20 protein-coding genes are annotated in these 25716 nt (G+C 35.5%); 4 read left to right on the forward strand and 16 right to left on the reverse strand.

The window, feature by feature from the left end; translation table 11 throughout:
• Positions 1-76 precede the first annotated feature (76 nt).
• Genes IRZ80_RS18230 through IRZ80_RS18255 form a run of 6 tightly spaced genes read right to left on the reverse strand, consistent with a single transcriptional unit; the run spans position 77 to position 3907 of the window.
• On the reverse strand, positions 77-1033 hold the full coding sequence (locus IRZ80_RS18230) for a geranylgeranylglycerol-phosphate geranylgeranyltransferase (protein WP_194643340.1): 957 nt from the start codon (positions 1031-1033) through the stop codon (positions 77-79).
• Positions 1034-1086: 53 nt separating this feature from the next.
• Positions 1087-2025, reverse strand: coding sequence for a mevalonate kinase (locus IRZ80_RS18235; protein WP_194643342.1), 939 nt, complete (start codon positions 2023-2025; stop codon positions 1087-1089).
• Between the two features lie 8 nt (positions 2026-2033).
• Positions 2034-2333: a type II toxin-antitoxin system RelE/ParE family toxin gene (locus IRZ80_RS18240; protein ID WP_194643344.1), complete on the reverse strand. Its 300-nt coding sequence runs from the start codon at positions 2331-2333 to the stop codon at positions 2034-2036.
• Positions 2334-2335: 2 nt separating this feature from the next.
• On the reverse strand, positions 2336-2557 hold the full coding sequence (locus IRZ80_RS18245) for a hypothetical protein (protein WP_194643346.1): 222 nt from the start codon (positions 2555-2557) through the stop codon (positions 2336-2338).
• A gap of 34 nt (positions 2558-2591) precedes the next feature.
• Positions 2592-2786, reverse strand: coding sequence for a hypothetical protein (locus IRZ80_RS18250; protein ID WP_194643348.1), 195 nt, complete (start codon positions 2784-2786; stop codon positions 2592-2594).
• A 38-nt stretch (positions 2787-2824) separates the two neighbouring features.
• The gene (locus tag IRZ80_RS18255) at positions 2825-3907 is read right to left on the reverse strand and encodes a diphosphomevalonate/mevalonate 3,5-bisphosphate decarboxylase family protein (protein ID WP_194643350.1); all 1083 of its coding nucleotides are present in this window, start codon (positions 3905-3907) and stop codon (positions 2825-2827) included.
• 108 nt (positions 3908-4015) lie between these two features.
• Here IRZ80_RS18255 and IRZ80_RS18260 point away from each other — a divergent pair, with 108 nt between their 5' ends.
• Positions 4016-4492, forward strand: coding sequence for a TspO/MBR family protein (locus tag IRZ80_RS18260; RefSeq protein ID WP_194643352.1), 477 nt, complete (start codon positions 4016-4018; stop codon positions 4490-4492).
• Between the two features lie 4 nt (positions 4493-4496).
• On the opposite strand, the gene IRZ80_RS18265 is transcribed toward IRZ80_RS18260, so the two are convergent.
• From IRZ80_RS18265 to IRZ80_RS18310, 10 genes are all read right to left on the reverse strand, one after another.
• Positions 4497-5240: a hypothetical protein gene (locus IRZ80_RS18265; RefSeq protein ID WP_194643354.1), complete on the reverse strand. Its 744-nt coding sequence runs from the start codon at positions 5238-5240 to the stop codon at positions 4497-4499.
• Between the two features lie 87 nt (positions 5241-5327).
• Positions 5328-6536 carry an NAD(P)/FAD-dependent oxidoreductase gene (locus IRZ80_RS18270; RefSeq protein ID WP_194643356.1) on the reverse strand — a complete coding sequence of 403 codons (1209 nt, stop codon included), beginning with the start codon at positions 6534-6536 and terminating at the stop codon, positions 5328-5330.
• A 177-nt stretch (positions 6537-6713) separates the two neighbouring features.
• Positions 6714-7391 carry a glycerophosphodiester phosphodiesterase gene (locus IRZ80_RS18275; RefSeq protein ID WP_194643357.1) on the reverse strand — a complete coding sequence of 226 codons (678 nt, stop codon included), beginning with the start codon at positions 7389-7391 and terminating at the stop codon, positions 6714-6716.
• A gap of 131 nt (positions 7392-7522) precedes the next feature.
• Positions 7523-9187 (reverse strand): alpha-amylase family glycosyl hydrolase, encoded by a 1665-nt coding sequence (locus tag IRZ80_RS18280; RefSeq protein WP_194643359.1) that lies wholly within the window; start codon positions 9185-9187, stop codon positions 7523-7525.
• A gap of 1 nt (position 9188) precedes the next feature.
• Positions 9189-11576 (reverse strand): TIM-barrel domain-containing protein, encoded by a 2388-nt coding sequence (locus tag IRZ80_RS18285; RefSeq protein ID WP_194643361.1) that lies wholly within the window; start codon positions 11574-11576, stop codon positions 9189-9191.
• Positions 11577-11737: 161 nt separating this feature from the next.
• The gene (locus IRZ80_RS18290) at positions 11738-13576 is read right to left on the reverse strand and encodes a glycoside hydrolase family 13 protein (protein ID WP_194643362.1); all 1839 of its coding nucleotides are present in this window, start codon (positions 13574-13576) and stop codon (positions 11738-11740) included.
• A gap of 64 nt (positions 13577-13640) precedes the next feature.
• Entirely contained in the window at positions 13641-15935 is a 2295-nt protein-coding gene (locus tag IRZ80_RS18295; RefSeq protein WP_194643364.1) for a glycoside hydrolase family 65 protein, read from the reverse strand.
• A 77-nt stretch (positions 15936-16012) separates the two neighbouring features.
• Positions 16013-16672: a beta-phosphoglucomutase gene (pgmB, locus tag IRZ80_RS18300; protein WP_194643366.1), complete on the reverse strand. Its 660-nt coding sequence runs from the start codon at positions 16670-16672 to the stop codon at positions 16013-16015.
• A 21-nt stretch (positions 16673-16693) separates the two neighbouring features.
• Positions 16694-18019, reverse strand: a complete 1326-nt coding sequence (locus tag IRZ80_RS18305) for an MFS transporter (RefSeq protein WP_194643367.1) — start codon at positions 18017-18019, stop codon at positions 16694-16696.
• Positions 18020-18716: 697 nt separating this feature from the next.
• Positions 18717-19739: a LacI family DNA-binding transcriptional regulator gene (locus IRZ80_RS18310; RefSeq protein ID WP_194643369.1), complete on the reverse strand. Its 1023-nt coding sequence runs from the start codon at positions 19737-19739 to the stop codon at positions 18717-18719.
• Positions 19740-19984: 245 nt separating this feature from the next.
• Between IRZ80_RS18310 and IRZ80_RS18315 the strand changes: the two genes are divergently transcribed.
• From IRZ80_RS18315 to IRZ80_RS18325, 3 genes are read left to right on the forward strand one after another with little or no spacing between them, the layout of a single operon-like run.
• Positions 19985-22924: a SusC/RagA family TonB-linked outer membrane protein gene (locus IRZ80_RS18315; RefSeq protein ID WP_194643370.1), complete on the forward strand. Its 2940-nt coding sequence runs from the start codon at positions 19985-19987 to the stop codon at positions 22922-22924.
• Positions 22925-22940: 16 nt separating this feature from the next.
• Positions 22941-24539, forward strand: a complete 1599-nt coding sequence (locus tag IRZ80_RS18320; protein WP_194643372.1) for a RagB/SusD family nutrient uptake outer membrane protein — start codon at positions 22941-22943, stop codon at positions 24537-24539.
• Positions 24540-24558: 19 nt separating this feature from the next.
• Complete coding sequence (locus IRZ80_RS18325) at positions 24559-25650, forward strand: SusE domain-containing protein (protein WP_194643374.1); 1092 nt, start codon at positions 24559-24561, stop codon at positions 25648-25650.
• Positions 25651-25716 lie beyond the last annotated feature (66 nt).

Raw genomic sequence — 25716 nt, forward strand, 5'->3', positions numbered from 1 at the left:
AAAAAATTGTAACGGATAACGGAAACCCATGTTTCCTGAAAATGCCTATTCTTTCTGTTTCAAAAAATTATTATCCCTAAATCGTCATCAATACTTTTTTTCCGTGCCAAAGAACGCTGGGATTTATGAGTACAATGCAAAAAACTCCAGCAACAATAAGGAACTTTAAAACGTTGTGAAGCATTATATACTGTGCTTTTGTCTGCCATTTCCATAAATATAACAGGAAAAAAATTAAAACAATAAAGCCGAAATAAAAGTAAATATCCATATAACCCACATCATAGATATTGATTAAAAAATAAACCGGAATTACCGTTAATAATGTCAATATGGTTATGGTTTTTTTGGCAGTTTCTTCTCCGTAAATTATTGGAATTGTTTTATAGTTGTTGGCAAAATCACCTTGTAAATTTTCTAAATCTTTTATCATTTCTCTGATTAAGATTAATAAAAACAAGAATGCGCCGTGCGAAAGAATAACAGCGAGTTTGCTTGTATTGCTTTCGATTTCATACAATGGCATTTGTAAATAGTAGTACAATAAAATTCCGAAAAAAGGCAGAACGGCGAGAAACGCGGCCATTAAATTGCCAATTAGGGCATACCTTTTGATTTTATGAGAATAAAACCAGATTAAAAATATGTAAACCGAGTAAAACAAAACAGCTCTAAAAGAAACGAAAAAAGCGATTAAAGCAACAAAAAGGTTAAGACTAAAATAAACCTGCAGTTTTGTTTTTTGGCTCACCAAACGATCTAATTGCGATTTATTCGGGCGATTAATTAAATCCTTTTTGCTGTCATAAAAACTATTGATTATGTAGCCGGAAGCAATCGCTAAACTGGAACAAAGTACTATAATAAAAAGCCGGAAATCCAATAATATGAACAAAGCTCTCTGCTCTGGTGCCAATATAAAAATAGCCGATAAATATTGAGCTAAAGCTATAATGGGAATATTATAACCTCTAACGACAGAGAATAAACTGATGATTTTCCATATAAAAAGTTTATGCTTTCTGCTTAACATGAAGTTTGTTTAGAATTATAACGGCGCTTATTGTTTTTTCTTACCCTAAAATATTAAAACTGATAAACAACTTCCAATTTAAAATCTTTCAATGATACTTTTGCTTTCTCTAAATCTTCGGTAAATCCTAAAATGTAACCGCCTCCTCCAGATCCGCACAATTTTAAGTAATAATCATTTGAGTCGATTCCTTCCTGCCAGATTCCATGAAACTGCTCTGGAATCATTGGTTTAAAATTATTAAGCACGACTTTGGACAATTGCTTTGTGTTTTCAAATAATGATTTGATATCACCGCCAAGAAAGTTTTCTACACAAGCGTCTGTGTATTTTACAAACTGATTTTTCAGCATTGTACGGAAACCTTGGTCTTTCAGGTTTTCCATGAAGATATTTACCATTGGAGCGGTTTCGCCAACAATTCCTGAGTCTAATAAAAATACAGCTCTTTTTCCGTCAAGGCTTTGAGTTGGAATTCCTGTTGCTTCGATATTATCTTTTGAATTAATCAAAATTGGAATACTCAAATAACTGTTCAATGGATCAAGTCCGGAACTTTTTCCGTGAAAGAAACTCTCCATCTGGGAAAAAATCGTTTTTAAGGTCAATAATTTTTCACGCGTTAAATTCTCTAAAACGGTGATTTTATTTTGTGCATATTTATCATAAATAGCGGCAACTAATGCACCACTGCTCCCTACACCATATCCCTGAGGAATACTGGAATCAAAATACATTCCGGTCTGAACGTCATTATTTAAAGTCTCTAAATCGAACGTAACCAAATCAGGCTGTTCTTTTTGCAATTGCTCTAAATATACAGCATAGCGTTTTAAATGACCATTTGACTGTATCGCTTCAGCAGAAGGATTAGCATCTTTCTTTAAGGCTCCGTTGTAAAAATTATACGGAATTGACAGCCCCTTGGAATCACGAATAATTCCGTATTCTCCAAAGAGTAATATTTTTGAGTAAAATAAAGGTCCTTTCATAGGGATATTTATTGAATTTTCTTAATTTTTGCCGGGTTTTGTCTTGTGTCAAAAAGCGCAACTATATATATTCGTTTACTAGTAAAAGTATAAAACAACGTAGTCTGTCTGCTAACAACGCATTTATGATACTTTTCATTTGTTTCTGATTTAGGAAAGATCTCAGGATTAGCTCTAATTATTTGTAAAGAATCATACAGTTTCTTTGCAAATTTAATTCTAACTCTTTCTGACCATTTTGCCTCAAGATATTCTAAAAGTATTTTTGTCTTTTTTTGAGCATTAATTGAAATTTTAATTTCTCTCATTTTTAATGCATATACTTCTTAATAAATTCTTCAAAATCTACAAACTCACCTCTTTCAATCTGTCTTTCTCCTTCTTCAATTTCATCCTTTTGTTCTTGAGTCAGTTCCTCCCAAAAGTCTTTCTTTTCCGATTTGAAAATTTTCTTTATTGCTTTAATTATTGAGATATCATTGGTCTCTTCCAACTTTTTCATCAATTCTGATTTTTCAAATTGTATGTCCATGATTCTAAAATTTTATAACTTGGAAATCATTCTTTCAAAAATCGACTACATCTCCACGATTTTCATTTTGGATTCCTATGTTTATTTCTTCCTGCTGTTCGGGAGTTAACTCCTCCCAGACTTTTTTTTCTTTGTCTTCAAAAACTGCCTTTATTTTTTTCAGAATGGCAACATCATCAGTTTCTAAAACTTTCCTGATCAATTCTAATTTTTCGGCATTCAAGTCCATAATTACAATCATTAAGAACTAAAGATACAAAAAAAATATTAGCCCAGCAAAGCTCCATTACCAATTTGGTCGCAAAGATACTGACCATTTTGGCAATAGCCAACTAATTCTCCTGTAATAAATTGCAACACTTTTTCTTTCACATCATTTGGATACAAAACATGCACATTGGCACCGGCATCAAGTGTAAAGCAAACTGGGATTTTGGTTTCATTTCTAAATTTCCAGATTGCATTAATAATCTGCAGTGTATTTGGTTTCATTAAAATAAAATAAGGCAGGGAAGTCATCATCATCGCATGTAAAGTCAAGGCTTCGCTTTCTACAATTTTAATAAACTCTTCCAAATCTCCACTTTTAAAGACAGGAATCAATTTATCTAGATTTTCATGTGCCTGTGCAAAACGCCTTTCGGCAAATGGATGACCGTGCATTAAATCGTGGCCAACAGTACTCGAAACTTGTTTTTCGCCTTTATCAACCAGCAGAATCGTGTCTTGAAAATCTTTGAAAACAGTATGAATTTCATACGGATATTCCACTCCGTATAAATCGGTGCTTCCTTTTATATTCGCCTGATTTCCCCAAACTACTACTTGTCCTTTTACACTTCGGCAGGCACTTCCCGAACCTAATCGTGCCAAAAATGAAGCTTTACTAAGAAAATAATCTTCGGTCATTGCTGGATTTAAAGCTTTCTCTAAACTCATAAAATTCATCGCCAAAGCCGCCATTCCTGATGCAGATGAAGCAATTCCGGAACTGTGCGGAAACGTATTTTGGGTGTCAATTGTAAAATGATAGTCTTTCAGAAACGGCAGATATACCTCAACTCTTTCTAGAAATTTTTGAATTTTTGGTTTAAAGTCTTCTTTTGGTTTTCCTTCAAATAACAAATCGAAAGAGAAATTGCCGTCGTTCTGTTTTTTGGCGAAAGCCAAAGCTGTAATCGTTTTGCAGTTATTCAGCGTAAAACTAACTGACGGATTTGCAGGAATCTGCTTGTCTTTTTTCCCCCAATATTTTACCAATGCAATATTACTGGGAGCACTCCAAGAGAAACTTCCTTGGTCAATCGAATTCATATAATTGGATGGAATAAAATCGTCAGCTTCAAACATAAATAGTAATTTTCGGCAAAGATACTTTTTTTGAGGAAACCGTTTATTCCTTTATTTGCATTCCTTACAAGTTTTTAAGTATTTTTGACTTCTCAAAAAGCTAAAAAAATGAATAAGATTACCCGAATATTATCTATTGTTGTTACTTGTCTCGTTATTGGCTATTTTTCTGGAATTGTTACCCGATCTGCCATTACGACTTGGTATCCCACATTGATTAAACCGAGTTTCAACCCGCCTAATTGGGTATTTGCTCCAGTGTGGAGCATGCTTTACATTATGATGGGAATTGCGGCAGGATTAGTTTGGGACAGAATTGATTTCGAAAAAGAAGCTGTTAAAAAAGCACTGCAGTTTTTTGCCATTCAACTGGCTTTAAACGCATTGTGGTCGTTTTTGTTTTTTGGACTTAAAAACCCGATGCTGGCTGGACTGGAAATAATTGTCCTTTGGTTAATGATCTATGAAACCTATATTCAGTTTGCCAAAATCAATAAAATTTCGGGTTATTTGTTTATTCCATATTTACTTTGGGTAAGTTTTGCGACTATTTTGAATGGAAGTATTTGGTGGCTGAATAGATAAATATTTAGTTTTTTAACTTCTGAAATTCAACGTTTTTAGCCGAAAGAAAATCCATCATGCTTAGCACATTGTTATGCTCCATTATTTTTTTTGATTTAGGATCTAAATCGCAAAATTGAAGAAAAAGATTAATCTCTTCCGGTTTTAATTTTAAAGTTTCCAGATAAAATTTTTGATCACATGTGTTTTTTGCCAATACTGCAAATTCAATTTCTGGAGGAGTTTCTTTTTCTGGTTCTTTTTCTTTTGAGAATAGTTGTAAAAGCTTTTTGCCAATAGTAATAAAATTTAATCCGTTAACAAAAGTTCCATCTCTCATAGCCTGATGCCCCTCTCTATTATCAAACTTTTCTGTAGCATATCCATCTAGTTTACTTTGCTCGTATGCCTTGTCCGTGCTTAATTTTATACTTTGTTTTTTTTCTACTAGCACTTCTTCTAATTCTTCGGCATTTTTAAGCATTTCAACTTCAAGATTGTTTAGCTCAATCTGTTTTTGAGAGACTTTCAGCCTTTTTAAATGAAAATCTTTAATATAGAAAAGCAGGCTGTCATTAGCTTTAACGGCCATTATAAATTCACCATTTTCATTGGTTTTAACACTTTTCTGAGAAGTTTTATTAATGACATCTACGTTTGATAATAAAAAATTCTCTGATGACACTACTCCTTTTAGAATTTTTTCAGTTTGTGAAAAGCTGAATTGGCTTACAATCAAGGATAACGCAATAAGTAACTTTACTTTCATTTATAAGAGTTTATCGAAAGTAAATATATCCCATAGTATTTAAGAAAAACTTATAATTGATGTAATTTTTTGTTAATTAATTCTTTATTAAATGCCATTTGCTACAATAAAACCGCTCGTCCAAGCATTTTGGAAATTGAATCCTCCGGTAATGGCGTCGATATTCATTATTTCACCTGCAAAATAAAGATTTTCGTGAAGTTTACTCTCCATGGTTTTAAAGTTGATTTCTTTTAAATCGATTCCGCCAGCGGTTACGAATTCTTCTTTGAAAGTGCTTTTACCATTTACCTGAAAAGTGCCATTCGTTAATTGATTTACCAAGTTTTGCAATTGGGTTTTAGACAAATCAGCCCATTTGGTATCGGCAGGAATTCCTGAAGCTAATACTAAACTTTCCCAAAGACGATTGGTTAAATCAACAGCCGATTTCTTGGAAACCGATTTCTTGGCGTGTTCCTGTTTGGTAGTTTTTAAGATTTTCTCCGCATCTTCGGCATCAAGATCGTTGAGCCAATTCACGTAAATGGTAAACTGATAATTCTTGTCATGTAAAATCCGCGCTCCCCAAGCCGATAATTTCAAGATTGCCGGACCGCTCATTCCCCAATGTGTAATTAACAAGGGGCCTGTTGAAGTCAGATTAGTGTCTTTTACTTTTACGGTAACTTGAGCTGAAACTCCTGGTAATTCCTTGATTCGGGGATCTTTTATGTTGAAGGTGAATAAAGAAGGAACTGGATTCACAATCGCGTGCCCTTGTTTTTGAAGCATTTCCCAAACTTTAGGATTACTGCCTGTGGCAAGAACTAATTTTTCAGCAATGTAATTTTCATTTTGCGTTTCTATTTTCCAAAAATTGTCTTTTTTAAAAATGGACTGCACACTTTGTCCTGTGAAAACTTTGATTCCAAGCTTTTGGGTAGCTTTAACAAAACAATCAATTATGGTTTGCGAGGAATTCGAAACTGGAAACATACGCCCGTCTTCTTCGATTTTCAGCTCTACTCCGTGTTTTTCGAACCATTCAATAGTATCACCCGAACAAAATTGATGAAATGGCCCTCGCAGTTCTTTTTCACCACGGGGATAAAATTTGACCAACTCATTAGGCTCAAAACAGGCATGCGTCACATTACAACGGCCACCTCCTGAAACACGGACTTTTGCCAATACTTCAGCTCCTCTTTCTAAAATGGCAACTTTCATTTTCGGGTTTTTCTCCACGATATTAATTGCCGTGAAAAAACCGGAAGCGCCACCGCCAACAACGAGTATGTCAAAATTTTGAATCATTATTTTGTAAAAGAATTGAAATGCAAATGTAAACATTAAAAAAAACAAACACGAATTACACAAATTGGCACGAATTAAAACCTCTTTTAAAATTACACGAATTCTAAAAACAACTAGAATTTGTGTAATTATATTTCAACTTTGCATATAATTAGTGATAATTCGTGTTTAACATTTTTAAACCCTATCCAAAAAATCGGTGATGATGCCATCCACTTTTAACGATTTCATTTTTTGAATATCATCAATTTCATTTACCGTCCACGGAAAAATAAGGATTCCTTTCTCCTGAATTTTGGTGGTATAATCCTTTGTCAATAATTGAAAATCGGGGTGTAGGGCTTCGGCTTTCATAAATCGGGCGAAAGAAATGGCCAAATCCATATCGGTTTCGGTTAAAACTCCAATTCGGATGTCGCTGTTTAAAAAACGGACTTGTTGCAGGGCATTCCAATCGAAACTGGAAACTATAAAATGTTCTTTTCTCCAGTTTTTTTCTGAAATATAATATTCTATCAATTGAACCACTTTCTCCGCTGTATGCTGATTTTTTAATTCAATATTTACAAAACATCTTTGGTTAACCAAATCCAAAACCTCATCCAATGTTGGAATCGTATATTCGCCATTAATTTTAACAGACTTAAGTTCCTGCAATGTTAATTGGTTTACAATTCCTTTGCCATTGGTTGTTCTGTCAATGGTTTCGTCATGGATTACAATCAAATGGCCGTCTATACTAAGATGCACATCCAATTCGATTCCGTCAGCACCCATAGCAATTGCTTTTTCAAATGAAATTAAAGTGTTTTCGGGTTCGTGTCCTTTGGCTCCTCGGTGCCCTATTTTTTGCATTTTTTTCATCTTACTAAAATAAAAAAAAACCTCGAGCTAAAGCCCGAGGCAATTTAAAACTAATAAATTATGATAACGCTATTTTTAAGTTAGACCTAACAGGTTTTAAAAACCCGTTAGATCTGTAAAATTTACTTCATCGATTCCAACAAAACAATATCAAACTCACTGTCAACAGTCACTTTTCCATTCAAAACGGTTGCTGTTTTTCTGGAATAAGCATCCCTAATTTTAGCTCCTTCCTTGAAGGCTGAGCCCACAGGGATTTCCTTTTTCCCCTTGGCTAAATCCAATCCGATTACGACTGTGTCTTTATATTTCCCTTTGGTAAAAGTTCGTGAACAAACATACGGTTTTGTCGAAATCTCTATATTCACGCCGGCTCCAACCGATGGATGATTCTTTCTGAACTGACCTAGTTTTTGCCAATGCAACAACACTTTTTGGGTTTCGGGATTTGTTTTTATGGCTTCCCAATTCATATTAGAACGCAATGTGGCATCGCCTACAGTTCCTTCGACCACAAGTGATCGAGCGGATTCGTCACCGTAATACATTTGTGAAATACCGGGAGTCAACAATAATTTTGTTCCGCTTTCGATGCTTTTGGTACGTTTGGCATCAAAAGGCCCACCATCGTCGTGAGAAGACAAATAATTCAGAACACTATTGCCTTTCAATTGACCGTTTAGTAAGCCAGAATATTTTGAAAACAGCGTAGAATAGTCTTTTTGAGCATCACTTTTGAACTCAAAATTGATCATAGCCGTAAAACCATTCGCATAATAATCTACTTTTTTGTCCCCAAAATCGAATAGTTTTCCGTTGCTGATATTGTAATTATAGACTTCGGCAATGGTGTAAAACGGGTTGTTATCCAAAACTTTCGTCGGATTATTTTTTTTCCATTGTGCGAAAGCGTAATCACATTGGGTTTTGAAATCGGCCCAAACGCTTTCGTCTGTATGTTTCACCGTATCGGCGCGGTAACCGTCAATTCCGAACTCTGTGATGTAATCCGTCAACCATTTTATGATGTAATATTTTGGAGTTCTTGGGTAGCCCGTTCTTTTGAAAAAAGCGTCCAATGAAGCTACTTCTTTTTCATATCTTCCTTCCGCTTTCCATTTTTCAACCAAAAAAGGAGGCAGTGCAACGGCAACTTTGCTTTCGGTTTTTACATCAGGTAAATTCGATACCAACGTACAAGCCGTTGTATTTTCAAAATTGCTGTATTTGCAATTTGGTCCTGTGCGAACCCAATCTTCAGGCCAAACAGTATCGACAGGCGTAACTGGTCCGGTATGATTGATTACCCCATCAAGCATGATTCGGATTCCTTTGGCGTGGGCTTTTTTGACCAATTCGGCCAAATCTTTTTTGGTTCCGAAGTTAGGATCCAAAGCCGTCCAATCCCTTGTCCAATAGCCGTGAAATCCATAACTAAAACCGGTTCCTTCATCGACTCCGTCATGAATTTGTTCGACAATAGGTGTAAACCAAATCACGTTGATTCCCAATTTTGTAAAGTAACCTTCGTCTATTTTTTGAATAATTCCTTTAAGGTCGCCACCTTCAAAACCGCGAAGTTTTCCAGCAGTTTTAGTTCTGTTATAATTTACATCATTCGATTTATCGCCATTGTTAAAACGGTCGGTCATCAAAAAATATAAATTGGCTCCTTCCCAAACGAAAGGTGTTTTCTCGGTTTTTGCGACAGCGTTTTTTTTCGCTTGTGCAAATACTAAAGTCGTTGCCAACAAAACCGACAGTGATAGTATTGTTTTTCTAATCATTTTATAGCTGTATTTTGATTTCGTTATCTAATCCTTTTTTCAATGCTACCGGAATTTCAAGCGTGGAAGCATTGGTTTTAAACTCCACATTCGCTCCGTTAACGGTAACTTTCGTTGGTTTTGAACTGATGTTGTGAACCAATAAAGTGACGTTTTTGTCAGTACCTGCAAATACTTTTCCAACAGTTGTGGTTATTTTCAATGTAATAACTTTTGCGGAAGCGTTACTTGAAAAATTCAAAATTTCGTATGCTCCTTTTTCAAAAGCATTTGGAGTCAATCCGTCATCATTGTATAATTTTCCGGAGCTTGACGTTGTTTTTTCATCAAAATAAAAATGCAAATCAAAGTTAGCCAACGAATATTTTGTCGTGTTCTGAATTGTTTTAATCATCGGGACAAAAGCGCCTCCTCGGACAAACACCGGAATATTATCTGCCGAAACAGCAATGTTCTCCATATTTCCTCCTTCGTGTTTTGCACCCGTATAAAAATCATACCAATTGCTGTTTTTTGGGAAATAAACAGTTGTGTTGGTAACTCCAGCTTTGGTAATTGGTGTCACCAAAAAATCATTTCCCCACAAATAGGAATCACAAGAGTTCAATAACTTGTCATTGGTTGGTTCCTCAAAAAACAAAGGACGCATCAATGGCAAACCTTTGTTGTTATTTTCAAAAGCCAAAGTGTAATTGTACGGCAACATTTGGTAACGCAACTTAATTTGTTTTTTAACTTTGGCTTTGGTCAAAATATCTTTATTAACAGGTTCCGAAGCCACATCTTCCTGCGCGTGCGGACGATACACCGGCTGAAATACGCCATACTGCAACCAACGAACATACAACTCATTGTCGAAATAATCTCCGGCAAATCCTCCCAAATCCGAATGCATATATGCCATTCCCTGCATTCCCATCTGCAACGCAATTTCAGGTTGCGATTGTAATCCTTCCCAACTACGACTTACATCGCCCGACCACGGAATCATTCCGTAATGCTGTGAACCGGAATATCCGGCACGCATCAGGATAAATGGACGCACATTTGGAAAATCCTTAACGTAGCCATCATTAATCATTTTGGACCAAGTATGTCCGTAAATATTATGCACTTCATCTGCTTTTCCCTGTGCGGTAAATGATGCTGACGGAAACACTTCGGGTTCTCCCAAATCGCCCCACCAACCGCCAACTCCTTGATTAATTAGATTTTTATAAATGTTCCAAAACCAAGTTTTCCCTTCGGGTTTAAACACATCTACAAGTCCGGTATTCCCGAAAAAGAAATCGTATTTAAATGGGTTTCCGGCATTATCTGTTGCCAAAACTTTCTTATCGACAGCATCTTGCCATCTACTTGAAGTCGTCAATATAAAAGGCTCAGTAATCAAAATGGTTTTGACTCCTTTACCGTTCAAATCGTTTATCATTTTCTTTGGATCAGAGAAATTGTCTTTGTCCCAATCCAAATTACCCATCGTTCCTGTAACCGTTTTCCCGAACCAATACAAATCAAGAATAATGGCATCCACAGGGATTTCATCTTTCAAATATTTATCAATGGTTTTGGATACTTCTTCCTGCGAATGATACCCAAATCTACTAGAGAAATTCCCCAGAACCCAACGAGGAACAAGAGGTTGTCTTCCTGTCAAAGCCGTGTAATTTGAAGTCAAATCAGTCCAAGAATCGCCTGCAATTACCTGATAGGTTTTTCGTCCCGAAATAGTTTCGTAAACTAAAGTATTGTCTTTTTTGCTGTCCAAATCCAACCACCCGATAGCACCGTTATCAAAATGAACCGCATAAATTTTGGATGACATTACTAACGGAATCGAGAAATTCATTTTCTTCGAATGCGTTCCGTATCCATAATCGGCTTGGTTGTACAATTCCAAACGGTTTCCGCGACGGTTGATACCCAATGCTCTCGCTCCGGCACCATAAAGCGCTTCGGTTCCATCCACATTGAATTCTATTGTTTCCTGAGGCTGTTCTTTACTATTTGTGTTTCTTTTTACATAGCCATTTTTCTCCGAAATCAACTCTTTGTTTTTGTACAAATAGGTAATTTGGAAAGGGCTTTTTACGATAGAAACCGAAATTCCGTTTGAAAAATACACCAATTCGTTTTGAGTTTGCTTTACTTTAAAAACCGTTTTTTCAGGAGTTAAAACAACTGCATGCGAATTGGAATTTGATTTTTCGCCTGTCGGCAAAAAAGTGGTTTCAATTATTTTATCCGAATAAGGTTTTATGAAATACTGCCCATCAGAAGTTTTTATTTCCAAAATGTTTTGGACTACTTTATAACTTTCAAATTTTCTGTTTGCGTTTTGAGCAAAGGAAAAACTTGAAATTAAAAGCAATAAAATTATTTTTTTCATAACTAATCTAAAATTTTGAACCATTAAGATATTAAGGTTATTAAGCTTTCTTAATGATTCTTAATACCTTAATGGTGACTTTGAATAATTTTAATTTTTAATTAAAATCATTCACATTTAGTTTCCTTAATGACTCTTAATAACTTAATGGTTTAAAAAAATCACTTCAATTCCAAAAGCAGAACCGATTTTCCTTCGATCGTAATATCATTTTTCAAATCAATTGATTTTCCTGAAATCACATCGTTTCCAGTTGAATAATTCACCAAACTCTCCTGAAAACGGTTAGTTGCAAAAGTTTTAGACTCCTTATTGTTATTGATGACCACCATAACCGATTTGGAATCAGTATACCTGAAATACACATAGACATTATTCTCAGGAATATAGTGTTTCATTTTCCCGAAATGCACGGCATCATTGGTTTTTCGCCAATTGAACAATTTTGATGAAAAATCAAAAAACTGCTGTTGCTCGGCCGTCCTTCCTTCTTTTGCGAAAGCATTATTACTGTCTCCAGCCCAGCCTCCAGGGAAATCCTGACGAATGGCAGCATCGCCGTCTTTGTCTTTACTTCCTGCCATTCCAATCTCGGAACCATAATAAATCTGTGGAATTCCTCGAACGGTTGCCAGCAAAGTCATTGCCATTTTATATTTTGACAAATCTTTTTGATAAATTTCGTTGAAACGGTTTGTGTCGTGATTTTCGGCAAAAATCATAATACTGTTGATGTTTGGATACAGAAAATCGTTGGTGAAATTTTCATAAATATTGACCATTCCTTCGTTCCATTTTCCATTATCCTGATTGAAAACATTGGCCATCGTTTCCATCAGTGTGAAATCCATTACAGACGGCAGGTACGAATTATAATCCTGTATTGCTGCAATTTTACTGTCTTTCTGCCAATACGCCATCTGCGCCTGATCGTGCATCCAGACTTCCCCAACGATGTTGAAATTTGGGTATTCATCGGTAACTGCTTTGGTCCATTCGGCGATTCCTTTTTTATCGCAATACGAATAGGTATCTACGCGGAAGCCATCTAAATTGGCATACTCAATCCACCAGATTGCATTTTGTTTCAAATAAGTATTCACCAATGGATTTGATTGATTCAAGTCGGGCATTGATTTTACAAACCAGCCGTCCATGCACATTTTGGCATCAATCTGCGATGCGTTCGGATCAAACTGAGTGGTCATTCTGTAATTGGTTTGAGCATAACCCGGAAACTGATGAATCCATTCATACGTTGGCAAATCTTTCATCATCCAATGTTCGGCTCCCCAATGATTCGTTACATAATCCATAATGAGTTTCATGTCTCGTTTATGCAGCTCAGATGAAAGCTGTACATACTCTTCATTGGTTCCAAAACGGGGATCAATTTTGTAAACATCCGATTGTCCGTAAGTATGATATGAGTAAGCTTTGTCATTATCTTCGCAAAGCGGTGTCGGCCAAAGTGCCGTTGCTCCCAATTCTTTTATGTAATCCAAATGCTGAATCATACCGGCAATATCACCGCCGTGTCTTCCGCCGGGAAGCGCTCGGTTTCCTTTTTCAGTAACTGATTTATCGCTGTCATTTTTAGGATTTCCATTCGCAAAACGATCGGACATTATCAGATAAATCAAATCGGAGGCATCATAACCTTTTCTTGAAGCCGAATTTTCCCTTCTCTGTTTCAGGCTGTATTTTTTGGTAAAAGCGACTTTTTTGTTTTTCGAAAATGAAAAAACTAAATCCTGCGCCGTCACATTTTTAGTATCGATGGTAACAAAAAGATAATTTGGGTTTTCGGTTTTCTTTACTTCTTTAATTACAATATTATTGGAAACCGCCACTTCATTCTCGGCAATATTTTTGCCATAAAACATAATCTGCAGTTCTGGATTATGCATTCCTGCATACCAAAACGGGGGCTCAACTCTGTCAATTTGAGCAAAAACGGATGCTGATATAAGACACATGAGAATAATTGCTTTTTTCATTACTGCTATAATTTTAAAACCCTTTCGAAGTAATACTAAGAAAGGGTTTGTTTACTAATTTATTTTAATGATTTGGCTGAACCAAAACTGCTGTGCCGTTCACATAAACAGTTAATTCATTTGTCCCTTCCAAAGTGAATTTAGTTTCCTTATGATCCACTGCAATTTTCAGAATCTGGTTTCTAAAATTGATTTTAAAGGAATAGCCTTCCCATTCTTTAGGAATTTTTGGAGAAAAATGAAGTGCGTCATTTTTCACTCTCATTCCGCCGAATCCTTCCACAATGCTCATCCAGGTTCCAGCCATAGATGTGATGTGACAGCCTTCTTCGACCTCTTTGTTGTAATCGTCAAGATCCAAACGAGAAGTTCTTAAATAGAACGCATAAGCCATATCCATTTTGTCTAATAAAGCGGCCTGAATCGAATGCACGCAAGGAGAAAGCGAACTTTCATGCACTGTAAATGATTCATAGAAATCGAAATTACGTTCCAATTCTTCTTTAGAAAAATGATCTTCGAAGAAGTAAAAACACTGCAATACGTCAGCCTGTTTGATGTAAGGCGAACGCAAAACTCTGTCCCAAGACCATTTTTGGTTAATTGGTCTTTGTGAACGGTCTAAGTCTTTTACACGGACTAAATCTTTGTCTAAGAAACCGTCCTGCTGCAGGTAAATCCCCATTTCTTCTGATCTTGGAAAATACATATTGCTCGAAACTTTATTCCATTCCTGTAACTCAGCATCCGAGAGTTTTACTTTTTCGAGAATGCGTTTGTGGTCTGCAGGATATTCTGCTGTAACTTTTTGAATTTGTTCAGTAGCATAATCGATACACCATTTAGCAATATAATTGGTATAGAAATTATTGTTGATGTTGTTTTCGTATTCGTTTGGACCAGTTACACCCAAAATCATGTATTGATTTTTGTTTTTGGAAAAAGAAGCTCTTTGATGCCAAAAACGGGCAATACCAATTAATACTTCCAATCCTTTCTCTGGAATATACGAGTAATCACCTGTAAAACGGTGGTAATTGTAAATTGCAAAAGCAATCGCTCCATTTCTATGGATTTCTTCGTGAGTGATTTCCCATTCGTTATGGCATTCTTCACCATTCATGGTAACCATCGGATACAAAGCTGCACCATTAGTAAAACCTAAATTATCTTTAGCATTTTCAATGGCTTTATCCAATTGATTGTAACGGTAGGTCAATAAATTACGGGCAACCTGCTGGTCTTTGGTGGCCATATAAAAAGGAATACAATATGCCTCAGTGTCCCAATAAGTAGATCCTCCGTATTTTTCGCCTGTAAATCCTTTTGGACCAATATTCAAACGGGAATCTTTACCTAAATAGGTTTGATTCAATTGGAAAATATTAAATCGGATTCCCTGCTGTGCTTTTACATCGCCATCGATAGTGATATCCGACATTTCCCAGATTTTTGCCCAAGCATCAATCTGATCCTGTAACAATTGATCGTATCCTTTTGCTAAAGCTTTTTGAATAACATTTTCTGCTGCCGAAACGGTATCGGTATGATTTAGCGAAACAGTGTAACCTCCAATTTTCTGGATTCCGGATTTTTCTCCTTTTGCAGCAATAACATCGTAATAAAATAAAATTTTATCAGCAGTCGTATCAACAGAAGTAGGAGATAAATTTTGTTTTTCGCCTTTTGCAAAAATGGTATTCTGCATAAAGGTTGTTACTTTAAAATGCGTTTTGAAAGTCTGTGCTGTAACAAAAGCTTCGTTTCCAGATTTTTTAACGTCTAATGGTTCCCAGAATTTCTCTTCCCAGTTAGCATCTTCATTGGTTACACCAGCATCGATGTAAGGTTTATAGATAATTTTGGCGTCTTTGTTCAAAGGAGTGATTTCATAATTGATTACTCCAGCTTCGTCTAAATCCAGAGATAGAAAACGACGGACATTCACCGATACTTCAGTACCATTTTTAAGTGTCGCCTGAAAGGAACGGTTGTACCAGCCCTCTTTCATATTCAATTCACGACGGTAATTTGAAACTTCGGTACAGGTATTCAAATCAAAGTCTTCTCCATTAATTTCAATATTGATTCCAATCCAGTTTGGAGCATTCAATACTTTAGCAAAATATTTTGGATAACCGTTTTTCCACCAGCCTACTTTAGTTTTGTCTGGGTAATAAATTCCAGCAATGTAACTTCCCTGAAAAGTTTCCCCTGAATAATTTTCTTCAAAATTCGCTCTCTGTCCCATAGCACCGTTACCGATACTGAATAAACTTTCGGAAGATTTAACTTGTTCCTTATCAAATCCTTCTTCGATGATAGACCAATTATCTGGTTTTATATAATCTTGATTCATTTTTTTTTTTTAATGTGTTAATGTGAAAATTAAACTCTTTGTGAATTATCCAATTTTCACATTTTCTGATTGACTAATTATTTATTAATTAATAATTCCAAAAAAGTGGAATTCATTTCGGTAAAATCTTTAAAATTGTATTGTGCTTCATACAGTGTTTCTTCGTGACCAATGCCAATACTAATCATTTTGGCAATGTTTGCAGCTTGAATTCCTGCTACAGAATCTTCAAAAACTATAGAGTCTTCATTGGTTACATTCAATAATCGTGCAGCGTGAAGGAAAACTTCGGGATCTGGTTTTGCATTCACCACATCATTTCCATCAACTATAACGTCAAAAAAGGGCAGAACTCCAGTTTTTTCAAGAATTGGTCTTGCATTTTTACTGGCTGATCCCAAAGCAATTGGCTGATTATTCGCTTTTAAAAACTTTAAGACCTTAATCACTCCCGGCAGAATTTCAGTCTCATTCATATCGACCAGATACGAAAGATAATCTTCGTTCTTTTGGATCAGCCATTTGTCTTTTTCTTCCTGAGACGCCTGAATGTTTCCCAATTCTAAAATGATATCTAAGGAACGAACGCGGCTCACTCCTTTTAATAATTCATTATGTTCTAATGTGAAATCAATTCCTAATCCGCTTGCGATTTTTTTCCACGCTAAGAAATGATATTTGGCAGTGTCAACAATTACACCGTCTAAATCAAAAATAAATCCTTTTCTCTTTTCCATTATTCTGCTTATTATTTTATTTTATTCCTGCACTTTTTCTTTAACGAAAAACACAGCCAAACCAGCAATCAGCAGAGATATTCCTGCTATTACAATTATCGCCATTGGTTCTCCTCCGAAAAGCACAATTATAGTACTTCCTAATAATCCTGCTGTTATTTGTGGCAGCGTTATCGTGGCATTAAATAATCCCATATATACCCCCATTTTCTCGGCAGGCAATGACCCTGAAAGCATTGCATATGGCATGGCCAAGATAGCCGCCCAAGCCAATCCTACTCCCGAAATAGAAAGCAGTAACATGCTTTTGTCTTCGACTACAAACATAGAAATCAGCCCTAATCCTCCCATGAATAAAGAGAAACTGTAGGTTTTTTTTCTTCCGATTGATTTGGCAATCGATGGAATTAAAAGTGAGAACAATGCGGCAACACCACTATAAAATGCAAACATTACCCCTGTCCAGTCCCCTGCTTCATTAAATCCGACTGATTTAGCATCGAGAGCGGCGGGTCCCCAAACTTGATTAGCAATCGCTCTTGTGGTATAAACCCACATTAAAAACAAGGCAAACCATGAAAAAAACTGAACAATGCCAAGCTGCCAAAATATTTTAGGAGCATTACCTATCAGCTTGAAAATATTTTCTTTTGGCTTATCTTCAGCAGTATTCAAATCAATATTATTATATTCGGCATGTTCTTTTGGTGCATATTCTTTAGTTCTTAATACTGTCCAAAGTACTGTTGCTAATAATATTGCTCCTCCAATGTAGAAAGACCAGATTACGGATTCTGCCACTTTTTCGCCAGCAGCAGGGACGTTTGACAATCCTATTTTTACTAAAATCCAAGGCAATAATGATCCAAAAACAGCACCAAAATTAATTAATGCACTTTGCAGTGAATAGCCTAAATTACGCTGTTCATCATTTACCATATCACCCACAAGCGCTCTAAATGGCTGCATGGTAACATTAAATGATGTATCCATAAGCAATAGCATCACAGCTCCAAAAGCCAGAGGCGGCAGCAGATAAGTGAAATATTCAGCATTGGGCATAAAAAACATTGCCAGTGCCGATACAATTGCGCCAAATAATATAAAAGGGATACGGCGGCCTAATCTGGTCCAGGTTTTATCGCTTGAAAGACCAATAATTGGCTGTACAATTAAACCAGCCAGCGGCGCCGCTAACCAAAAGTACCCAATGCTGTGAACATCGGCACCTAGTGCTTCTAATATTCTACTTGTGTTTCCATTTTGCAAAGAATATCCGATTTGAACTCCCAAGAATCCAAAACTTAAATTCCAAATCTGCCAAAAACTTAAATTTGGTTTTCCCATTATTAAAAATTTTATTTATTTACTAAACAAACAGTTATACAATGTTTATCATTAAAAATTAACTATAATTTCTAATAAAAACACCAATAATAACAAAATGAAATTGAGTTCAAATCAAATGCCTTCAAATCAATTCTTATATCACACTTTAAATTTCCTTTCAAAAAAACCAGCCTTTGGTTTCTTCTAAAAAAGCAAAATTAAATTCATTTGCTTAGAATTATTAAGTGCATTTTATAAAAATTGTAATGGACAACAGCATCGTACAGCTAAAAAATATCCTCAAAAGGATTCACTTATATAGTCAACTATACTTTTGTAAAAATTCATTAAATCATTATAATTTATTGAATCTTTTTTTTAAAAGATTATATCAAATGCAAAAAAAATAGCATCCGAAATTTATCGTTATAAAAAACTCATCTCATTTTCGAAGTAAAAGAAAAGTTATAAACGTGGAGTAAATGTATAAAAATCTTTTTAGTAATTATTTAATAAAATTCAAAAATCATCATTTTTTTTTACTACAAGGTTGTAGTAATTAATAATTTACGTATTTTCTTTGCAAATCTTTTCAGAATTGACATATTGCAAAAAAAAAAATCAAACGGATTCAATCCATTCGATTTTGGTTTTATTAGTTTTTTCAGCAGCAGAATTTTATGGATTCATTCTCATAGCAATGCTGCCTGTTTTTTTAATTGGTAGATTCTCTTTCTACCAGATAGGTTTCAATAACTTCGGTAATGTAATTTTCTTCCTCCGATTCATCTTCCGATTCCAGCCGGTCAATGATTATTTTAGCAGCGCGGTTACCCATTTTTACGCCACTTTGACTTACAGTGGTAATCGTTGGAGTTGAATATTTGGAAATCATTCCATCGGTAAAAGCAATTACTGCAAGATCATTGGGGACATTCAATCCAATTTTATGAGCCGTTTTGATACAGGTAACGGCAAAAATTTCATTGACAGCAAAAACGGCATCGATAGCTTCATCTTCCAGTAACTTGCCAATAATAATTTCGCAGGTATCGATATCTTCAATTTTTATAATCAAATGCTCATCAAAAGGCAGATTATTGTCCAGCAGTGCTTTTACATATCCATCAGTCCTTAATTTACCAACACTTACATAATCGACGGTTGTCACAAGAGCAATCTTTTTCCGGCCTTTATCGATCAGGCTCTGAACGGCCTCATAGGCGGCCTGTTTGTCATCAATAATTACTTTGTCACACAGAACTTCATTCGTCACACGGTCAAACATGACCACTGGCATTCCCTGATTAATCACTTCGGTAATATGATGAAAATCCCCTTTAAACTGGGTCTCTTTAGATAAGGACATGATAAAGCCATCAATACTGCCATTGGCCAAAAGTTCCATATTGAGCACTTCTTTATCAAAGGAATCATCGGATAGGCAGATAACTACACTGTATCCATTTTCGTTAGCTATCTGTTCAATACCATTAATTACTGTTGAGAAAAAATGATGTACAATTTCAGGGATGATAATTCCAATAGTTTTGGTTTTCCGGTTTTTCAGGCTCAGCGCAATATTGTTGGGTTTATAGTGATAAAACTTAGCAAAAGCCTGAACTTTTAATCGTGTTTCTTCACCAATTTCAGGGCTGTTTCTAAGTGATTTTGAAACAGTTGAAATAGAAACATCCAATTCTTTGGCAATTTGCTTTAACGTTATTTTTTTCTTCATATTAAAGTCTCATTACTTGATTGTACTATTCGATTCGTAATAAAGGTAACATAAATTTTTATTTATTGTAAATATTCACATAAAAACTGATATAATTTACAAAGTTTTCAACACTATCACGTTTTCGTAAGCTGATATAATTTTCGCCGCGTTGAACGTGTTAATAAATTCATAATTTTGGAATTCGAAGTAAAGAAAACTTAAACAAAACTTAACCAAAAAAACAATTAATTTAAACAAAAAGTATGAAAACAATTTACAAAAAGTTGTTATTTTTATTACTCCTGCTTCCTTTTTGTGCTATGGCTCAGAACAAAGTTGAAGGAACGGTACTTGATAATGTATCAGGTCAGCCAATTCCTGGAGTAAATGTAAAAATTGAAGGAGGCACTACTGGTGTTTCGACTGATTTTGATGGTAAATTTCAATTTGCAAATGCAAAACCGACTGATGTACTAACCATTAGTTACATGGGGTACCAGACAAAATCAATTACTATTGGTTCTCAAAAATCTTTAATTATTAAACTTGAAGAAGATTCAAACCAATTAAAAGAAGTTGTAGTACAGGTAGGATACGGAACTGTTAAGAAAAAAGATGCAACAGGAGCTGTAACCGTTTTAGGCACAAAAGATTTCAACAAAGGACCTGTAAGCTCTGCGGATCAGATGATGCAAGGTAAAGTAGCTGGTTTACAGATTATTAACGGGGGAGGCTCCCCTGGTGCTGACCCAATTGTGAGAATCCGTAGCGGTTCTTCTCTTAGTGCCAACAATGATCCATTATATGTAATTGATGGTATTCCTGTTGCAAACGGAGGAGTAGAAGGAGGAAGGAATCCATTGTCAACAATCAATCAAAATGATATTGAATCGATTTCAGTTTTAAAAGATGCTTCTGCAACTGCAATTTATGGTTCACGAGCTTCCAATGGTGTAATCATTATTACAACCAAAAAAGGAAAATCTGGCGATATCAAGGTGAGTTACAATGGTAATTTCCAAGTTTCAGAAATAACACAAAAAGTTGATGCTTTATCAAGCGGACAATTTAGAGATTTTGTTAATGCAAACGGAAGTGCATCTCAAATAGCGGCAATGGGTCAGGCTAATACAAACTGGCAAGATGAAATTTACAGAACTGCTTTAGGTACAGATCAAAACATTTCTGCAAGCGGAGGATCTGACAACATAAACTATAGAGCTTCTCTAGGCTATACAAATTTAAATGGTGTTTTGTTAAGAGACAATTTTGAAAGAACAACATTAGGGGTTTCGCTTACTGGAGATTTTTTTGATAAACACTTAAAAGTTCAGGTAAACAACAATACATCTGTAATTAAAAGTAACTATAGTAATACTGGAGCAGTTGGAGCAGCTGTCGGTTTTGATCCAACTCAGTCTGTTAAAAATGCTAACGGAACTTATTTCCAATGGATGACATCTGCAACAGAATTTAATCAGCTAGCTGGGAAAAACCCTGTGGCAATGATTGAACAACAAGATAATTTAGGCAGCTTCAATAGAAGTATCGGAAACGTCCAGTTGGATTACAAAATGCACTTTTTGCCAGAATTAAAAGCAGTTGCAAATTTTGGTTATGACCAAATGAGCGGTAGAGGTTATGGCGGAACAGATGCAGATTATTTATTTGGTCTTAAAGGTTCTGGATACAATAACTCTTATGAAAATATAGAGAAAAGAAACAATAAGTTAATGGACTTGTATTTAAACTATAATAAAAAGATTGAGAGTATTAATACGCAGCTTGATGTAACAGGAGGTTACACTTATCAAGATTTTAGAGAAGATAAAAACAGATCAAACTATAATTTTGAAAATAATACAACTACAGTTGATGTAGTGATTCCGACGCATATTAATTTGCAATCTTTCTTTGGAAGAGCAAATATTACAGTGGCTGATAAATATTTGTTAACTGCTTCTATCAGACGTGATGGTACTTCTCGATTTACACAAGATTATCGTTGGTCAAATTTCCCAGCAGTTTCTGTTGCATGGAAATTGAATGAAGAAGGATTTTTGAAAGATGTAACAAGCATCAACTCATTAAAACTAAGAGGAGGCTGGGGTATTACAGGACAACAAAATATAGGAAATGTTTATCCTTCTATTCCGTTGTATTTAGCTTCAAACATTGCTGCTCAATACCAACTGGGAAACACCTTTTATACTACTTACAGACCACAGCAGTATAATAGTAACTTGAGATGGGAAGAGACAAGTACTATAAACGCTGGAGTTGATTTCGCCCTTTTTAATAATAGAGTAACGGGTACTGTAGATGCTTACCAAAGAACTACAGAACATTTATTGTTGAATACGTTGAATCCTGCTTTTTTCGGATTCTCAAATAGAGGTGATTATAACGTAGGGAGTATTAAAAACAAAGGACTTGAGGTGTCTGGTGAAGTAATTCCAGTTCAAAAAAATAATTTAGAATGGAGAATAGGTGGAAATATTACTTTCCAAGATTCAAAAATTACGGCATTAACTACTACTCAAGATAATACACCAGGTCTTGAAGCTGGTAATATTTCAGGAGGAACTGGAAATACAATACAAAACCACCAAGTGGGTTATGCACCAAATTCATTTTATGTATTTGAGCAGGCTTATGGTGCTGATGGAAAACCAATAGACGGTGTTTTTATAGATCGTAACAAAGACGGACTTGTAAATGCAGACGATATGTATCGCCTTCACAAACCGGCAGCCGATATATTCTACGGCTTCAATACAAGTTTGACATACAAAAGTTGGGATTTTTCTATGAATTGGAGAGGTTCATGGGGTAACTACATGTACAATAACGTAGATTCTGGAAATGGCACCTATAATAATGTCCTAATCAGACAAAATGATTTATCAAATGGCGTTGCAAATCTTTTAGAGACTGGATTTAAACAAGGAAGCGATTTCCAATTGCACTCTGATTACTATGTACAAGATGCATCTTTTGTGAAACTGGATAATGTTACAGTTGGATATACTTTCAATCAAAAAATAAAAGGTATTTCAACGTTAAAGTTAACTGCTTCAGCACAAAATGTTTTAACAATTACGAAATATGAAGGTTTGAATCCTGAGATTTCAGGAGGTATCGATAATAATATCTATCCAAGACCAATTACTTTCATGTTAGGATTAAATGCTAACTTCTAATTCAAATAACAAGAAAATGAAAAAGATACAAATAAAATTAATGGGGATTTCTTTGTTTATGATGACGATGTTCTTTTCATCATGTACAGATGACTTAAATGTAACACCCCCTGAAAATGGAGACCTTGTAACAAGTGATGAGCTTTTTAAAGATCCGGCCGCTTATAAACAAAATTTAGGTAAATTATATTCAGGTTTTGCTACAACTGGTCAGCAAGGCCCCGCAGGAAGTCCTGATATTTCTGGAATTGATGAAGGAACAAGTCAATACATCAGAGGTTTTTGGATGATGCAGGAATTAACAACTGATGAAGCTGTAATTGCATGGAATGATGGAACTATCAAAGATTTCCATTCACAGACTTGGTCATCATCAGATACGTTTATCGCAGCAACATTTGCACGTTTTTCTTTCCAGATTGTAAATTGTAATGAGTTTTTGAGACAAACTACAGATGCAAAATTAGCAGGAAGAGGAGTGACAGATGCAACTCTATTAGCAGATATTAAAGCGTATCGTGCAGAAGCTCGTTTTTTAAGAGCAATGACATACTGGCATTTAGTAGATACTTTTGGAGCAGGGTCTATCGTAACAGAAGATTCTCCAACTACATTTTACTATCCAACGTATGCTTCAAGAGCTGAGATTTATAAATTTATTGATGAAGAGCTTACTGCTATTGAGCCATTATTGAAAGCACCAAAAACAAATGAAGCTTACCGTATTGATCAGGCTGCAGCTTGGATGTTGCATGCTAAATTGTACATGAATGCAAAAGTTTATATTGGTACAGATCATTATGCCGAAGCGCTTCCTTTGATTGATAAAGTAATCAATTCAGGTTATTCAATCCATAATAACTACAATCAGTTATTCTTGGCAGATAATGATAAAAATGGTGCACAAAAAGAGTTTATTTTCGCAATTGCTTTTGACGGAATCCATACTCAAACTTATGGAGGAACAACATTTTTAGTTCATGCTCCAGTCGGTGGCAGCATGGTGGCATCTGAATATGGTATCAACGGAGGTTGGGGAGGTATTAGAACAACTTCAGCTTTTGTAAATAAATTTGACGCTGTTACTAATGATACTCGTGGTAAATTTTATACTAACGGACAATCTAAAGAAATTGCAAACATCGGTAGTTTCACAGATGGCTATGCTATTCAAAAATTTAAAAATGTTGATATAAATGGTGTTCAGGGATCAGATAAAGCAGGAAACTTTGCAGATACTGATTTTCCAATCTTCAGACTTGCAGATGCTTATTTAATGTATGCAGAGTGTGTCGTGAGAGGTGCAGGTGGAAACTTGGCAACTGCAACTACTTATGTAAATGCATTAAGAACAAGAGCAAAAGCGAACATTATTACTCAAACTGATCTTAATTTGAACTTTATCTTAGATGAGAGAGCAAGAGAACTTCACTGGGAAGGACACAGAAGAACAGATTTGATCCGTTTCGGAAAATTCAGTGGAGGTTCATACTTATGGCCATGGAAAGGAAATGTGGCTGGAGGTACTTCTACTCAATCTTACAGAGATTTATTCCCAATTCCTGCTGGAGCTCTAGGGGCAAATCAAAATTTAAAACAAAATCCTGGATACTAATTAACTAAAAATATACCAAATGAAAAATATAACTAAATCATTAATTGCTTTATTAGCACTAGCTGTAGTATCGTGCAGCGTTGAAGATGTACAAGATAGACCTGTTATCGAAGGAGTTGATTCTCCAGTTTTAACTGCTCCTCAAAGTGGTGCAGCATATATTTTATCTCCAGATGCAGCAGATTCTCAAGCAGAACGTTTCACATGGAATTCTGCAAATTATGGCGGAGATGTCGAAGTGACTTACGCAGTTGAAATGGATAAAAAAGGAAATAGCTTTAAAACTCCTAAAGAATTAGGAACTGTAAAATCTCAAAATCAAGTTTCTGTTTCTGTTAGTAAATTAAACAGCGCAGCTTTGGCTTTAAGCGCAACTCCATTTGTCGCAGGTGATTTCGAAGTGAGAATAAAATCTAATGTAAGTACAAATATTATGTACTCAAATGTTGTTGGAATCGTTGTAACTCCTTACACTACCGAAACGCCAAAATTATGGGTTCCAGGTGGATACCAAAATGCAAGTGGTTACGGTTCAGACTGGACACATTCTTCTGCTCCAACATTAATTGCTGAAGGATATGGAAAAACTGCTTTTGAAGGGTATGTTTATTTTGCAACTGCACAAGACGGAACAAAAGATGGTCAAGGATTCAAATTGTCTTCTCAAGCAGATTGGAGCGGAACTAATTATGGTGTTGGTACAACAGGTGGAACAATCAGTACAACAGGCGGAAACTTGTCAATTGCAGCTGGTTACTACAGAATTAAAGCAGATACTGATCCTACAAAATTGACATATACAGCATTAAAGACGACTTGGGGAATTATTGGTAATGCAACTCCTGGAGGATGGGATACAGATACTCCAATGACATATGATCCAGCGACTAAAAAATGGACCGTTACTGTAACTTTAACTGCTCAGTCAGCTCCTGACAATGGTTTGAAATTTAGAGCAAACGGAAACTGGGATCTTAATTATGGAGACACTGGAGCTAATGGCACATTAGAAGAAGGTGGAACAAATATTGGTACTACTGCCGGAAAATTCTTAATTACATTAGACTTAAGTAAGCCAAGAAATTACACTTATACTATAGTAAAACAATAATTCTGGTTATCATTTCAAAAAGGGCTATCTTCATAGGTAGCCCTTTTTAAATTTTAAATAAAACAC

Source organism: Flavobacterium sp. HJJ, from assembly GCF_015351475.1.
Taxonomy (GTDB): domain Bacteria; phylum Bacteroidota; class Bacteroidia; order Flavobacteriales; family Flavobacteriaceae; genus Flavobacterium; species Flavobacterium marginilacus.

What these genes read in the sequence shown, in the direction of transcription:
- IRZ80_RS18230 (WP_194643340.1), bottom strand. Translation starts at nt 1,033, where the DNA reads ATGTTAAGCAGAAAGCATAAACTTTTTATATGGAAAATCATCAGTTTA.
- IRZ80_RS18235 (WP_194643342.1), bottom strand. Translation starts at nt 2,025, where the DNA reads ATGAAAGGACCTTTATTTTACTCAAAAATATTACTCTTTGGAGAATAC.
- IRZ80_RS18240 (WP_194643344.1), bottom strand. Translation starts at nt 2,333, where the DNA reads ATGAGAGAAATTAAAATTTCAATTAATGCTCAAAAAAAGACAAAAATA.
- IRZ80_RS18245 (WP_194643346.1), bottom strand. Translation starts at nt 2,557, where the DNA reads ATGGACATACAATTTGAAAAATCAGAATTGATGAAAAAGTTGGAAGAG.
- IRZ80_RS18250 (WP_194643348.1), bottom strand. Translation starts at nt 2,786, where the DNA reads ATGGACTTGAATGCCGAAAAATTAGAATTGATCAGGAAAGTTTTAGAA.
- IRZ80_RS18255 (WP_194643350.1), bottom strand. Translation starts at nt 3,907, where the DNA reads ATGTTTGAAGCTGACGATTTTATTCCATCCAATTATATGAATTCGATT.
- IRZ80_RS18260 (WP_194643352.1), top strand. Translation starts at nt 4,016, where the DNA reads ATGAATAAGATTACCCGAATATTATCTATTGTTGTTACTTGTCTCGTT.
- IRZ80_RS18265 (WP_194643354.1), bottom strand. Translation starts at nt 5,240, where the DNA reads ATGAAAGTAAAGTTACTTATTGCGTTATCCTTGATTGTAAGCCAATTC.
- IRZ80_RS18270 (WP_194643356.1), bottom strand. Translation starts at nt 6,536, where the DNA reads ATGATTCAAAATTTTGACATACTCGTTGTTGGCGGTGGCGCTTCCGGT.
- IRZ80_RS18275 (WP_194643357.1), bottom strand. Translation starts at nt 7,391, where the DNA reads ATGCAAAAAATAGGGCACCGAGGAGCCAAAGGACACGAACCCGAAAAC.
- IRZ80_RS18280 (WP_194643359.1), bottom strand. Translation starts at nt 9,187, where the DNA reads ATGATTAGAAAAACAATACTATCACTGTCGGTTTTGTTGGCAACGACT.
- IRZ80_RS18285 (WP_194643361.1), bottom strand. Translation starts at nt 11,576, where the DNA reads ATGAAAAAAATAATTTTATTGCTTTTAATTTCAAGTTTTTCCTTTGCT.
- IRZ80_RS18290 (WP_194643362.1), bottom strand. Translation starts at nt 13,576, where the DNA reads ATGAAAAAAGCAATTATTCTCATGTGTCTTATATCAGCATCCGTTTTT.
- IRZ80_RS18295 (WP_194643364.1), bottom strand. Translation starts at nt 15,935, where the DNA reads ATGAATCAAGATTATATAAAACCAGATAATTGGTCTATCATCGAAGAA.
- pgmB (WP_194643366.1), bottom strand. Translation starts at nt 16,672, where the DNA reads ATGGAAAAGAGAAAAGGATTTATTTTTGATTTAGACGGTGTAATTGTT.
- IRZ80_RS18305 (WP_194643367.1), bottom strand. Translation starts at nt 18,019, where the DNA reads ATGGGAAAACCAAATTTAAGTTTTTGGCAGATTTGGAATTTAAGTTTT.
- IRZ80_RS18310 (WP_194643369.1), bottom strand. Translation starts at nt 19,739, where the DNA reads ATGAAGAAAAAAATAACGTTAAAGCAAATTGCCAAAGAATTGGATGTT.
- IRZ80_RS18315 (WP_194643370.1), top strand. Translation starts at nt 19,985, where the DNA reads ATGAAAACAATTTACAAAAAGTTGTTATTTTTATTACTCCTGCTTCCT.
- IRZ80_RS18320 (WP_194643372.1), top strand. Translation starts at nt 22,941, where the DNA reads ATGAAAAAGATACAAATAAAATTAATGGGGATTTCTTTGTTTATGATG.
- IRZ80_RS18325 (WP_194643374.1), top strand. Translation starts at nt 24,559, where the DNA reads ATGAAAAATATAACTAAATCATTAATTGCTTTATTAGCACTAGCTGTA.